We start from the raw sequence: 13138 nt of genomic DNA, 5'->3' as shown, positions 1-13138 counted from the left end.
GCACCGCCGTCGAACGTCCACCTCTCAGCACCTCGGACGAACTTGCTCCCCCACCCGGCTGAACATGGCCGAATCGGCGGCATTGCCGGAACCCGGCAGCCTAGGGTTGGAGCATGTCACCGAGAGCCCTGGCCTTCCGCCCCGTTGCAGCACCGTTGGTGGGCCTGGCCATGCTCGTTGCGCTCATGGTCCTGGAGGAGCGCAGTCTCGATGCCGCGAGCGCAACTCTGGTGGCATTATCCGCTGCCGTCGCCGCTGCCGAACTGATTCCGGCAGCGGCCGTGATCTTCGCATTCGCAGCACTGGGGCTTCAAGCGTTTGGCTTCTTCCCAAGCGTCATGCTGTCCGGAGCCGCCCCTTACGTTTGCTTGCCCGTACTGTTCTTTTTCGCAGCTCTCGGCTGGAAGGAGCCGAAACGGTGGCCCCTTCCCGTGGCTGCCATGGCTGCTGCCGGCATGGTCACCGTGAACTGGTTCGCCGACACCACGTGGATCAACTTTGTGTTCGGCAAGCAGTTGGCGGAGGCCGGCGCCTTCCGTATTACCGTCTACGCCTTCCTGGTGTTCGCCTCCTTCTCGGCGCTGAACCTGGCCGGTTGGGCAGCGGCAACCTCCGTCCGTCAAGCCGCCGCCAACCGGCTCGCCAGGGAACAGGCTGAGTCCCGACTTGAATCAACGGCTGACGCCTTGGTGATCGAGCAGGAGCGCAACAGGATCGCCCGCGAGTTGCATGACGTCCTTGCGCATTCCCTCGCCGTCATCACAGCCCAGGCAGACGGTATCCGGTACGTCCACCGGTCGGAGCCGGAGCTGGTGGAGGAAGCGGCCCACGTCATTGCGTCCTCGGCACGGGGTGCCCTTCAGGAGACCCGGCGCCTCGTTCAAAGTTTCGGCTCGGAACTGGAAGGACCCGCTCCCGGAGCCGCTGAACTACCGGCCCTTGCGAAACGACTGCAAAGCAGCGGCATGCCCGTGGAGCTTCGCGCCGATGGCTTGGAAGGTCTCTCCCCCGTGCAGGATCTCACCGTGTACCGCATCATCCAGGAGAGCCTGACGAACGCCTTCAAGCACGGCGATCGAAAGGCCGGGGCCACCGTGACAGTTGCCCGCGACAGCTCGGGCCTGCAACTGAAGATCCGATCAAGGCTCGCCGACGGCGGAACGGAAGTACCGTCGTCGGGAACCGGCCGCGGTATCCCCGGCATGCGGGAACGGGCGACGGCGGCCGGCGGCCGACTCACGACAGCCACCAATGGCCAACTCTTCGAAGTGGAGGCAACCCTGCCATGAACGAAACCCCAATCCGCGTGGCCTTGGTGGACGACCAACCCCTGTTCAGCGCCGGCCTGAAAATGATCCTTCGCAGCCAGCCCGACCTCGACCTGGTGGGCGAGGCGACCGACGGCGGGCAAGCCGTTGAACTTGCCGGAACCGTGGAACCGGATGTGATGCTCATGGATATCCGAATGCCGGTCATGGACGGGATCACGGCCACCCGGCGCATCACCGAGAGGGCGGGCCGGACCAAGGTCATCGTGCTCACCACCATCCAGCACGACGAAGCAGTGGTCCGGGCCATCCAAGCGGGGGCCGGCGGCTTCCTCACCAAAGACGCGACGCCGGAATTCCTGCTGGCCACCATCCGCACCGTTCACTCCGGGCATGCCGTCATGGCCCCGTCCGCCACCAACGAACTCCTCAGGGACTACACCACCCCCGCCGAGTCCAACACCGCCGTCCTGGCACCCCTCTCGGCTCGCGAGCACGATGTCTTCATGTTGGCAGCGAAGGGCATGGCCAATGGTGAGATCGCTGCGTCGTTGGTACTCAGTGATGCCACGGTGAAGTCCCACATCGGCAACATCCTGTCCAAGCTCAAACTCAAGAACCGAATCCAGTTGGTGGCCTTTGCCTACCAAAACAGGCTGATCGGCTGACTTTCCACGCTCCAACCAGGCCCTGCAACCACCAGGGCCAGCTACCGCATTGCCTAAAACAGACCATAATTCGTCCACAAGGAGATAAATCGTGAAGAAGAAGACTATCGGGGCGCTGATTCTTACCGTCGGCGCGGCAGTCACCATGGCAGCTGCCGCCACGCCCGGAGCACATTCCCTGCTGACAAAGGCTGCGGAACATCCCGTGTCCGGGATGACCTTGGCAGCAGAGAAGTTCGCATCCGCGGACCCTGTGGCCGAAAAGGGCGTAGCTGAAGCCATACGGCAGTGCATGGCAAAGTCCGGTTACGTCTACACGCCCGTTTCCGCGGGACAGGACTCAGTGGACCTCAAGAAGACCATCGGGTTCGACGCGCTCACTGTAGAGACAGCACGCGCTACCGGCTACGCAACGTTTAAGCCGGCGGGTGCGCATGAGCCTGTGGAGAACTCCGATCTTGGGAAGCTCATGGCCGACCCCGGCTTTCAGCAGGCGCTGCATGGAGGGGGCTCCCCGGAACAGAATGTGGTCCAGTCTTCGGCAGGGACCGGCATGCTGTGGGGTGGTTGCAAGGCCGAGGGAATCACGGCTATCTATGGGAATGCCGACAGCTACATGAGGGCCACGGCACTGGCCTTGAACTCGCTGATGGTTGCAACCAACGCTGCCAGCCAGGACGTTGGGATCGAATCTGCCGTGAATTCCTGGAAGGAGTGCATGTCCACAACGGCATTCCCTTACAGCCGTCCCGGCGAGGCAGCCTCGGCCGGACTTGACGCAGGAGGCCAGAAGGAGCTGAAGATCGCCGTCACGGATGCCACATGCCGCGAGAACACTGGATTCGACGCGAAGATCACCTCAGTTCTGGACAAATACCTGACCACGCGCATGAAGGAACTCGAGGCAGAGGTGGCTGACGTGAAGCAGATCCGCCACGACGCTTCGGAACGGGCGCAACTGTTGTTGGGCCAACCCGCTGCGGGGTAGCTGTTCAGGTGCGCCAGGCGCTCCTTCCGTCCCAGCCGCAGCCGCCCTCCCGGACGGCAACTGGGAGGGAACGCCCGGGACTACACTTTGGCCATGGCCATCTACGTCGATCCGCCCCTGTGGCCCGCCCACGGCACAGTCTTTTCGCACTTGGTATCAGACAAGTCATTGGATGAGCTGCACGCATTCGCAGCAGCAGCCGGAGTACCCGAACGGGCATTCGACGGAGACCACTACGACGTTCCCGAACGCCGTTACGACGATTTGGTCCTGGCCGGAGCCATCCCCGTCGAAGCCCGGATCCTGGTCCGCAAGCTCATTGCCAGCGGCCTGCGGATCCCTGCCCGATCACGCAGCAAAGCCCTGACCGTTCCACTGCTGGAACGGTGGAACACCACGTTCCCGGGGCACGAGGAACTTGGCTTCGAGCTGTTGGAACGTTGGGGCGAAGACGGCAGGAAGTACCACAGCCGGACCCATCTGCTGGCGGTTCTTGAGGCCTTGGACGTGCTGACCGAGCCCGCCCTACCGGCCAGAACTGTATCCCTTGCGGCGTGGTTTCATGACGCCGTTTATGAAGGTGTCGCCGGACAGGACGAGGAAGAATCAGCGCTCCTGGCAGAGGCCCGGTTGTCCGTAGCAGGACTGGCTCCCGGTGACGTGGCAGAAGTTGCCCGATTGGTCCGGCTCACTTCCACCCATAAGCCCGAACCTGGCGACCACGCCGGTGCCCTCCTCTGCGACGCGGACCTCTCCGTCCTTGGTGGGGACGAACAGTCCTACGCACGGTATCTCGCCGCCGTCCGCGAAGACTACGCCCACGTCAGCGACGACGACTTCGCCAAGGGGCGCGCCGCCGTCGTACGTCACCTGCTTGGCCTGGACCCGCTGTTCCATGGCGAACGCGCCAAGGCGCTGTGGCTCGAGGCCGCACGCCGCAACCTCGCAGCGGAATTGGCGTGAGCACTTTGCTCAGAGAACCCGCAGCGGCACAGCGTCAGCTTCCGTATTCGGTCCGGTTCGAATGGGGGCTCGACGGCGCCCGCGCGGTTGTGCCTGGAGCTGACCTCGCGGTGGTGGTTGACGTTTTGTCGTTCACCACGTGCGTCAGCGTTGCGGTAGACCGCGGGGCGATGGTGTTTCCGTATCCCCAAAGAGACGCCGCGGCCGGCGAATTTGCCGCCCACCATCAGGCATTGCTCGCCGGACCGCGTGGTTCAGAAGGGCTGAGCTTGTCGCCGGGGAGTCTTCGCGCGGCCCGGACGTTGGACCGGGTGGTCCTCCCGTCGCCCAACGGTTCTGCGATCAGCCACGAGCTCGCCACGTCCGCCCGGCAAGTGGTTGCGGTCTCGCTTCGGAACGCCGCGGCCACCGCCGACTGGGTCCACTCAACGCTTCCCGAGGACGCCGTCATAGCCGTTATTGCGGCAGGTGAAAGGTGGGCTCACGGAGCACTGCGTCCGGCACTGGAAGACGAACTGGGCGCCGGCGCTTTCATGGCCGGGCTGATAGCGGCGGGGCGCCACAGTTTTTCACCGGAATCCGTAGCTGCGGCGGCAGCGTTCGATGCCGCAGAACCCCATCTTTCAGCGGTCCTGCGCGGCTGTTCCAGCGGGCGTGAGCTGGTGGATGCCGGCTACTCCGAAGACGTGTCCGTCGCGGCGGAACTGGATGCGAGTTCCGTGGTGGCCGTTTTGCGGGATGGGGCCTACCAAGGGGCCTAGGGCGGCTCCCGGATGGTCAGCCGTGCGGGGAGTCCCTGGGGCAGGCTAGCATGGAGGTGTGACATCCCACCTCTTTCCAGACTCCCTTCCAATGGCTGTTCCGTCTACGGAGCACGTTCTGGCAGTTCGCGGAGTTGGCGGCTACCGGCAGTACCGGATTCCGGCCTTGGCTGTCAGCACTCGAGGCACACTCTTGGCCGCGTACGACGGCCGCCCCAATCTGGACGACCTCCCCAACCCCATCGACCTCCTGCTCCGGCGCAGCCACGACAACGGTGCCACTTGGGGTCCACAGCAGGTGGTTCGCACAGGGGCTGGGCTTCAGGGCTTCGGCGATCCAAGCCTGCTGGTGGACGCTGAAACCGGGCGCATCTTCATGTTCCATGCGGCCGGGACCCACGCTGGCTTCTTTGAAGCCGTCGCCGGATTGGAGCCGGATGTCGACGTGCAGCATGCTGACGTCAGCTATTCAGACGACGACGGCGACACCTGGCAGCACCGTCGGCTCACGGACCAGCTCAAACTTGCCCATCCCGGAATCACGGGCCTGTTCGCGGCCGCCGGGCAAGGGATCCAGATACATTCAGGACCGTTCAAAGGCCGTTTGGTGCAGCAATATGTGGTTCTGGTGGACGGTGCCATCATGGCTGCTTCGGCATTCAGCGACGATCATGGAGATACCTGGAGCCTGGGGTCGCTGATCGGGCCCGGCCACTCCGGTATTGGCCCAAACGAGAACAAGGTGGTGTGCCTGGACGACGGCCGCCTACTGCTGCACACGCGGGCAACACCGTGTCGGATGTCGGCGGTGTCCGAGGACGGCGGACAGAGCTGGAGCCCACTGCAGCGTGTTCCCGATCTACCTGATCCAAGCGACAACGGCTCCTTGGCGCGTTTCGACGGACTTCCCATTGTCACAGGGCTGGCCTCGCCTCAAACGTCGGCCTGGCTGCTAGCCAGCAACAACCAAGACCCCCACCTGCGCCGAAACACGGTGCTGAGCCTATCGGCGGACAACGGCGCCACCTGGCCCGCCAAGCTGATGATCTGTCCGGGCAGCTCCGCGTACTCCACCGTGACACGGCTGCCAGACGGCAGCATCGGCGTGCTGTACGAGCGGCAGGGGTATCGGGAGATCGTGTTCGCATCCGTGCCTGCCGAACAGTTGACCAGACAGCTTTCCGGGGATGCTGCTGTTGCCCGGGCTGCCACCCCTGCGGGGCTCATTTTCGACATGGAGCTGCGGTCCATCACTCCGGGCCGGCCAGCTACATGGCTGAACGCAGGAGAATTCCACGTGATCCCCTCTGCCAGTGACGGCCAGTGGGACGTCCAAACCTGGAAGGAAATCGGGCAGGGCTACGAGGGAGACCAGATTCTGGGCACGCGCGAAGCCCAGAATCTCAACTACGGCCCCATCACCGCAGGCTACAAAGCCGGGGACATCCTTGCCTTCACCGGACGGGTCCGCAACTGTACCGCAGAGGTGATGACCGGCGTCGTATTTCACGGGCCGCACCGAAACCCCGGCGACTTTCCGGCAACGGATCTTCAGCCCGGCGAACACGCGCTCTACTTCACGCCGACGTACACCATCATGGAATCCGACCTTGGCCAGGGCACGCTTGAACTCACCTTTGCTGTAGAGGCCGACGGCGGTACCTCACGCTCGGTGCGGCAGTTCAGTTTCGATCTGCGCACCGGAGCTGTGGTTGCTTCCTAGCGGTAGCTGCGGACGAACGGCTGGTTGGTGGGCACAATCTGTTTGCCGAGGGGCATCAGCGATACCGGAATCAGCTTCAGGTTGGCGATGGCCAGCGGAATACCGACAATGGTGATGGCCATGGCTACTGCCGTGACCACGTGGCCGATGGCGATCCAGATGCCCGCGACGAGCAACCAGATAACGTTCCCCAGGAGCGCGAACACCCCGGCGCCACCAGGCTTCTCCACCACCATCTGGCCGAAAGGCCACAGGCAGTATGCACCGATGCGGAACGAAGCAATGCCCCACGGGATGGTCACGATGAGAACGCAGCAAATGATTCCCGCCGCGAAGTAACCCAGGGCAAGCCAGAAGCCGCCGAAGACAAGCCAGATGATGTTGAGCAGCGTTTTCATACTCTTCATTCTGCCTTGTTGCCCCGACAAAAAGCCTCGGGGTCTGCCCTGAATCTCCCCTGAGGTTTGGATGTGATGGAGCGTCGGGAGGAAAGGCTCGGGACGTGATGGAGCGTCAGGAGGAAAGGCTTGGGATGTGATGGAGCGTCAGGCTTTGGCGGCTTCGACGAACGCGCGGATCTTGGCCAGGTCCTTCACGCCCCGGGACGCTTCGACACCGGACGAGACATCCACGCCCCACGCACCGGCGGCCGCAGCTGCGAACGCAACGTTGCCTGGTTCCAAGCCGCCGGCGAGCAGCCATTCGCGGCCGTCGAGCCCTTTCTCCCTAACGGAGGCGTAGTCCCAGGACTCCCCCGAGCCGGGCACGGCGGCGTCGATCAGGAACACATCCTCGCCGAGGTCGGCGAACTCTTCGTGGGAGGCACCCATGGTGACTGCCCGGATAAGCCGCATTCCGGCGTCGTGCACTGTTTTTACGTCGTCTGCGGTTCGGCGACCGTGAAGCTGAACCCATTCAAGCCCGGCGGCCCGTGCAGTATCTACGGCATCGGCGGCCGATTCGTGGCGGAACACCGCAACCGCCCGGACAGGAGAAGGCACCAACGGCAACAGCACGCGGACCTGGTCCGGGCTGACCTCACGCGGGCTGCTGGTCAAGACGAACCCGACAGCGTCCGCACCGGCGTCGACTGCTTCACGGACGGATTCGGGCGTGCTCAAGCCACACACTTTGACGAACATTCCCGCGCCTCCAGCCAATTCCGCAACGTTTTCCACATATGACGTTAGCAAGCCTCAACGACAAGGAAGAAGCGCTGTCCACCACTAGGCTGGTCGAATGGAGATTATCCGCTTTGCCGATGTCCGTCCCGAACCCTGGCGCAACGGGGGCGGGGTGACGCGCGAGCTCGCGAGCCACCCGAAGGCAGCGTCGGCCCAAGACGGCGCCTGGGATTGGCGCGTCAGCATCGCGGACGTCTCCAAGGCCGGCGATTTTTCGGTCTTCCCGGGCATGGAGCGGGTTATCACCATCATCGACGGCGAACTGCTGCTCCTTACGGTGGATGGTTCAGAGCACCCGCTGGAGAAGTACCGTCCCTTCCGTTTCTCCGGCGAAGCCGCATCCTCCGCAACCTTGCCCACTGGTGACATACGGGACCTGAACGTCATCGCGCGGGAAGGCGCCTTCAAGGGCTACACCTCAATTGTGGAGATCTCCAAGAAGCGCGCCCACCCGGTGTTTGAGGGGCAGCTGGCCGTGCTGCTGGAGGGCAAAGCGACCGTCGCGCCAGGTGCGGCTGAGGAGTCCGACGGCGACCAGCCCGCCACCAGCGACGCCGAACCGGTGGAGTTGTCCCGCTATGACACCGTGGTCGGTTCGGATACTCGCAGTCCCGAAATCTCCGGCCGGGGCTTCGTTGCCGTGATCTCGATCGACCACGTCGGCGCCTGAACTGGTGACGTTAACCACCGGAAGTGGCCACGCTGCGCGGGAGTTGCTAGCCTGAAATGAAGGTTCCGCTCTGGAACCTCCGGACGACGGTTCAGTACCCGGCACGCGACAAGACTGGCCAAAGGAAATGTCATGTCGTGGTTAATCCTCATCTTTTCCGGTGCGCTCGAAGCCGTCTGGGCCGCAGCACTGCACCGTTCCAAGGGCTTCCGTAAGCCCGTCCCCACTGTAGTTTTCCTGGTCGCTGTCATCGCCAGCATGGGCGGCCTGGCCATCGCCATGCAATCCATCCCCACAGGAACGGCCTACGCCGTGTGGGTGGGCGTGGGCGTTGTGCTGACTGCGGCCTACGCAATGGTCACCAAGGTTGAACCCACGACGACGGCCCGGCTGCTCCTGCTCGCCGGCATCGGCGCGTGCGTGGTCGGCCTGAAGGTGGTGGCGTAGCCATGAGTACCGAAACTTCCGTCGCAACCGACACCCGCCAGGCCAAGAATGGCGTGTTCTGGCTGATCCTGCTGGCCTCGGCAATCCTGGAGGCCGTGTGGGCGACCGCATTGGGACTCTCCAATGGCTTCACCCAGCCCCTGCCCACGGTGGTCTTCGCCATCACTGCGGTACTGAGCATGCTCGGCTTGGGGATTGCCGTGAAACGCATTCCCCTGGGCACCGCCTATGCGGTGTGGGTGGGTATCGGCGCCGCATTGACTGTTGGCTGGGCCATGATCACGGGCGTGGAGTCAGCCAGCCCGTTGAAGTTGCTCTTCATCGCCGGGATCGTGGGCTGTGCTGCCGGTTTGAAGGCATTGCCTGCCGGGAAACCCGGAGCCAAGTAAAAGTAGCCAGTGCGCGCGTCATGGCGGTGCTCGCGCCATTTCGATGCATCGCTGCGCACCGTACCGTTCGCCCGGCCGTTTCTGCAGCCAACCCACGAATCGGGCCAGGGGACAGAACCCGCCGCGTAGATCCTTCCCGCAAGTAAGGAATACCCACGCAAGCCATCGGGTTCACGCCTTCAAGAACACCCACACGCACATTGGAGACGTTCATGACTGCAGTTCAACTTGGTGATGGCCTCAGTGTCAGCCCCCTTGGCTTCGGAGGCATGGCCCTCACGCCGGTCTATGGCGGGATTGACCCCGAGGAAGGCCTGCAAACACTCAGGCACGCGGTGGACGCCGGCATCACGTTCATCGACACCGCGGATGTGTACGGGGCCGGAAGCAACGAGGAACTCGTGGGCAGGCTCCTCAAGGAGCGCCGCGACGGGATCCAGGTGGCCACCAAGTTCGGAATTGAGGGCAGCCCCGCGGACGGATACACGGGAGTCCGCGGGGATGCACCCTACGTCAGGCAGGCGGCGGAAGCGAGCCTCCGCCGCTTGGACACTGACGTCATCGACCTCTACTACATGCACCGCCGTGACCTCCGCGTTCCGATAGTGGAAACCGTGGAGGCCATGGCGGAGCTGGTCCGTGAGGGCAAGGTCCGGCACCTCGGGCTGTCCGAAGTAACAGCCGAGGAGCTCAGGCAGGCCAACGCCATCCATCCCATTGCCGCGGTCCAGAGTGAATGGTCAATCTGGAGCAGGGATGTTGAGCTCAATGTTGTGCCTGCAGCCAAGGAACTTGGCGTTGGGTTCGTGCCATACTCGCCGCTGGGCCGCGGGTTCCTCACAGGAACCGTCAACGCGGGCGACCTTGGCGAAAATGACTTCCGCCATAAGATCCCCCGCTTTGGCGACGAGGCACTTGATGCGAACCAGGCCGTCGTGGCCGCGGTTCGCGAGGTAGCCAGCGGGCTGGATGCAACTCCGGCCCAGGTAGCCCTGGCTTGGCTGTTCGCCCAAGGCCAGCGCCTTGGGATTTCGGTGGTCCCCATCCCCGGAACGCGCAAAGCGCACCGGATTGATGAGAACCTGGGGGCGCTGTCCCTGCAACTGGGAACAGCGGACCTTGAGCTGCTCGATCAGGCCGCGGCCGCCGTCGTGGGTTCACGATCGGCGGACCCCAACTGGGTCTCGCAGGGCCGCGAAGCCAACAACGTAGGCTGAACGGATGGATTCACTTACTCACTCACTGCGTGAAGTCACTATCCGCAGCATTTCAGTCAGCGAGATGAACAACAACGTGTACCTGTTGACCTCGAAGTCCACAGGTGCGCAGTTGCTGATCGACGCGGCCGACGACCTTCCAGCGATCCAGCAACTCCTGGCCGACGGCGCGGCCGATGCCACCGAGCCTGCCAAGCTCGTCAGGATCGCTACCACCCACCAGCACTGGGACCACGTCCGGGCGCTGGCGGAGTTGGTGGAAGCTACCGGGGCCACTACGTCAGCAGGAGCGGACGACGCCGATGCGCTGCCCGTTCCGGTGGATGTCCGCCTTGGTCACGGCGACGTCGAGCGGTTCGGGGACTTCGAGGTCCGGGCAATCCACCTGCGTGGACATACCCCGGGCTCGATCGCGTTCGTGTACCAGGATCCGGACGGGCCTGCCCACATTTTCAGTGGCGACTCGTTGTTTCCGGGCGGCGTCGGCAACACACAGAACGATCCTGCACGCTTCACGTCACTGTTGAACGACGTGTCGGAGCGACTGTTCGACGCTTATCCGGACGAAACCCTGGTGCACCCCGGCCACGGGCTGCCTACCACCCTCGGAGCCGAGCGGCCACACCTTGAGGAATGGCGCGCACGGGGCTGGTAGCGCATTTGTTGGGCCTGCTCTGCAGGGTAATTCTCACGAATACCCTGCTAAGCGGGCCTCACAACGTCAGGTCCACGTGTTGCGGGGCCTGCTCTGCAGGGTAATTCTCACGAATACCCTGCTAAGCGGGCCTCACAACGCGTGGGTTAGCGGCCGCGGCGCTCGTTCGACGCGGGTGCAGATGCACGGCGCGGGCCGCTGCGGGCCGGACGACCAGCACCCGAGCCACCGCGCCCGGAGTTACCCGAGCCCGAACCGTAGGACCCACCGGACGTAGCGCCCGTGGCGGAAGACCAGACGGCCTTGTTCCCACCGGTACGCGTCGAGGTGGTGGAAGCTGAACGCGGAGCCGAGGCTGCGCGCTGACCGGTAGCCGGACGGCCGCTGCGGCCACCCTGGCCCTGCGAGCCTGGAACGTCATTGCGGTGAGTGGCACCGGACTTGCCGCGACCACGCGGGCTGCGGGCGACGTCGTCGTTCATTGCTGCGCGACGCTCGGCGCGGTTTACGTCGGTACGGACCGGCTCAGCCGCGACCTTCCCACGTCCGCCGCGTCCGCCACGCCCACCAGCAGTGGGTGCAGCCTGGCCGCCGGTACGGCGTGCGCGCTTGCGCTGGGCGTTGGCGCCGGTGGACGTGCCGCCACCCTGCTGCGGGGCTTTCGCCGCGAGGAGTGCTGCACGGGTGCGGGGATCAACCTTGTCCGCGATCTCGCCAACCAGCTCCGAAACCAAGGGCGAGTTGGCGGTGACGCGCTCGAACGAAACGTCAACGCCGGCAGCCTTCATGAGCTTCTTGACGTCGCTCTGCTGCTCCGGGAGGGTCAGCGTGACCACGGTGCCATCGGAACCGGCGCGGGCCGTGCGGCCGGAGCGGTGCAGGTAAGCCTTGTGCTCTGTGGGCGGGTCCACGTGGATGACGAGTTCGACGTCGTCAACGTGCACGCCGCGGGCCGCGACGTCGGTAGCCACCAGGACGCGGACGTCACCGTTGGAGAACTCGGCCAGGTTGCGGTCGCGGGCGTTCTGCGACAGGTTGCCGTGCAGGTCGACGGCGGGGATGCCGGCGTCCGTGAGGGTCTTGGCGAGCTTGCGGGCGTGGTGCTTGGTCCGCATGAAGAGGACGCGGCGGCCTGCGCCGGAGGCCAGTTCAACGATGAGCTGCTTCTTGACGGTCTGGTCGTTGACCACCAGGACGTGGTGTTCCATGGTGGTGACGGCGGCCTGGGGATCGTCCACGGAGTGCGTCAGCGGGTTGGAGAGGTAACGGTTGACCAGCTTGTCAACACCGTTGTCCAACGTCGCAGAGAAGAGCAGGCGCTGACCCTGGGAAGGGGTCATGTCCATGAGCTTCTTGACCACCGGGAGGAAGCCAAGGTCAGCCATATGGTCGGCCTCGTCCAGCACGGTGACCTCAACGGCTTCGAGGGTCAGGATGCGCTGGCGGATCAGGTCTTCGAGGCGGCCCGGGCAGGCGATGACGATGTCGACGCCGGCGCGCAGCGCCTTTTCCTGGCGTGCCTGGGAGATGCCACCGTAGATGACCGTGGTGTTCAGGCCCATGGCCTTCGCCAGCGGCTCGATGGTGGCGTTGATCTGGGTTGCCAGTTCACGCGTCGGGGCAAGGACGAGGCCCATGGGGCGGCCCGGCTTGCGGAAGTGCTTGGCTTCGCGCTCGGCGAGGCGTGCCACGAGCGGGATGGCGAAAGCGATGGTCTTGCCGGAGCCGGTGCGGCCGCGGCCCAGGACGTCGCGGCCTGCGAGCGTGTCCGGGAGGGTCTTGACCTGGATGGGGAATGCTTCTTCGATGCCGTCTGCGGCGAGGGATTCAGCAATGGCCTTGGGCGTGCCAAGGGCAGCAAAAGTAGTCATAAACTTCATGTCTTTCGGGCGGTGTCCAGTGCGGACATCGGCCCCCGACGCCGGTTGGGCCAGGGGTTCGCCGAGGAAAAGTCAGGTGGTCTACCGATTCGCTGCAGCAGCGTTGGCCGGGACCAAATGGAACGCGTTCATCGACGCAGGATGTGCCTCTCACATGAAAAATGCCCTGCCGCGCAGCCTGTCAGGCCACCTGCTTCAGGGCGTCACCGCACATCAAGTGTTCTTATTCTATCAGTGTTCGGCGCCCGCCCTTGCATCGGGCTGGTTCAGGCCTGCGTTGTGGGGCCCGGTCTGCATGCCTCCGAGCCCAATTAGTGCGCAGAGC

At 64.3% G+C, this 13138-nt stretch carries 14 protein-coding genes and 1 riboswitch; of the genes, 11 read left to right on the top strand and 3 right to left on the bottom strand.

From position 1 onward, the window contains the following. Positions 1–113: 113 nt before the first annotated feature. The 6 genes from AB0N72_RS18020 (at position 114) to AB0N72_RS17995 (ending at position 6371) form a co-directional block, all read left to right on the top strand. On the top strand, positions 114–1289 hold the full coding sequence (locus AB0N72_RS18020; RefSeq protein WP_363933655.1) for a histidine kinase: 1176 nt from the start codon (positions 114–116) through the stop codon (positions 1287–1289). Further along, a complete protein-coding gene (locus tag AB0N72_RS18015; protein WP_363933653.1) occupies positions 1286–1936 on the top strand; it encodes a response regulator transcription factor in 651 nt (216 codons plus the stop codon). Before AB0N72_RS18020 ends, AB0N72_RS18015 begins: the two co-directional genes overlap by 4 nt. Before the next feature lie 91 nt (positions 1937–2027). After that, the gene (locus AB0N72_RS18010) at positions 2028–2924 is read left to right on the top strand and encodes a hypothetical protein (RefSeq protein WP_363933652.1); all 897 of its coding nucleotides are present in this window, start codon (positions 2028–2030) and stop codon (positions 2922–2924) included. Between the two features lie 93 nt (positions 2925–3017). Next, a complete protein-coding gene (locus AB0N72_RS18005; RefSeq protein ID WP_363933650.1) occupies positions 3018–3887 on the top strand; it encodes a DUF4031 domain-containing protein in 870 nt (289 codons plus the stop codon). After that, on the top strand, positions 3884–4648 hold the full coding sequence (locus AB0N72_RS18000) for a 2-phosphosulfolactate phosphatase (RefSeq protein WP_363933648.1): 765 nt from the start codon (positions 3884–3886) through the stop codon (positions 4646–4648). The genes AB0N72_RS18005 and AB0N72_RS18000 overlap by 4 nt, the downstream gene beginning before the upstream one ends. A gap of 91 nt (positions 4649–4739) precedes the next feature. Continuing rightward, positions 4740–6371 carry a sialidase family protein gene (locus tag AB0N72_RS17995; protein WP_363933646.1) on the top strand — a complete coding sequence of 544 codons (1632 nt, stop codon included), beginning with the start codon at positions 4740–4742 and terminating at the stop codon, positions 6369–6371. On the opposite strand, the gene AB0N72_RS17990 is transcribed toward AB0N72_RS17995, so the two are convergent. Both AB0N72_RS17990 and AB0N72_RS17985 read right to left on the bottom strand, forming a co-directional pair. Next, the gene (locus AB0N72_RS17990) at positions 6368–6769 is read right to left on the bottom strand and encodes a YccF domain-containing protein (RefSeq protein WP_363933644.1); all 402 of its coding nucleotides are present in this window, start codon (positions 6767–6769) and stop codon (positions 6368–6370) included. The two genes, AB0N72_RS17995 and AB0N72_RS17990, sit on opposite strands and share 4 nt — an antisense overlap. Before the next feature lie 147 nt (positions 6770–6916). Then, positions 6917–7513, bottom strand: coding sequence for a phosphoribosylanthranilate isomerase (locus AB0N72_RS17985; protein WP_363933642.1), 597 nt, complete (start codon positions 7511–7513; stop codon positions 6917–6919). A 97-nt stretch (positions 7514–7610) separates the two neighbouring features. On the opposite strand from AB0N72_RS17985, the gene AB0N72_RS17980 reads away from it, so the two are divergent. The 5 genes from AB0N72_RS17980 to AB0N72_RS17960 all read left to right on the top strand — a co-directional run bounded on the left by AB0N72_RS17980 (position 7611) and on the right by AB0N72_RS17960 (position 10933). Further along, the gene (locus AB0N72_RS17980) at positions 7611–8225 is read left to right on the top strand and encodes a HutD family protein (protein ID WP_363933641.1); all 615 of its coding nucleotides are present in this window, start codon (positions 7611–7613) and stop codon (positions 8223–8225) included. 57 nt (positions 8226–8282) lie between these two features. After that, a riboswitch (guanidine-III (ykkC-III) riboswitch) is annotated at positions 8283–8348 on the top strand. Positions 8349–8357: 9 nt separating this feature from the next. Next, positions 8358–8672 (top strand): multidrug efflux SMR transporter, encoded by a 315-nt coding sequence (locus AB0N72_RS17975; RefSeq protein ID WP_363933639.1) that lies wholly within the window; start codon positions 8358–8360, stop codon positions 8670–8672. A 2-nt stretch (positions 8673–8674) separates the two neighbouring features. Further along, on the top strand, positions 8675–9061 hold the full coding sequence (locus AB0N72_RS17970; RefSeq protein ID WP_363933637.1) for a multidrug efflux SMR transporter: 387 nt from the start codon (positions 8675–8677) through the stop codon (positions 9059–9061). Between the two features lie 212 nt (positions 9062–9273). Then, on the top strand, positions 9274–10278 hold the full coding sequence (locus AB0N72_RS17965; protein ID WP_363933635.1) for an aldo/keto reductase: 1005 nt from the start codon (positions 9274–9276) through the stop codon (positions 10276–10278). A gap of 4 nt (positions 10279–10282) precedes the next feature. Beyond that, positions 10283–10933 (top strand): MBL fold metallo-hydrolase, encoded by a 651-nt coding sequence (locus AB0N72_RS17960; protein ID WP_363933633.1) that lies wholly within the window; start codon positions 10283–10285, stop codon positions 10931–10933. A 146-nt stretch (positions 10934–11079) separates the two neighbouring features. Here the strand turns inward: AB0N72_RS17960 and AB0N72_RS17955 are convergent, their stop codons facing one another. After that, positions 11080–12804 (bottom strand): DEAD/DEAH box helicase, encoded by a 1725-nt coding sequence (locus AB0N72_RS17955; RefSeq protein ID WP_363933632.1) that lies wholly within the window; start codon positions 12802–12804, stop codon positions 11080–11082. Between the last annotated feature and the right edge of the window lie 334 nt (positions 12805–13138).

The organism is Paenarthrobacter sp. NPDC089307 (assembly GCF_040685055.1).
In the GTDB taxonomy this organism is placed as follows: domain Bacteria; phylum Actinomycetota; class Actinomycetes; order Actinomycetales; family Micrococcaceae; genus Arthrobacter.
The sequence above is the reverse complement of the archived record's forward strand: the minus strand, read 5'-3'. Positions and strand labels throughout refer to the sequence as shown.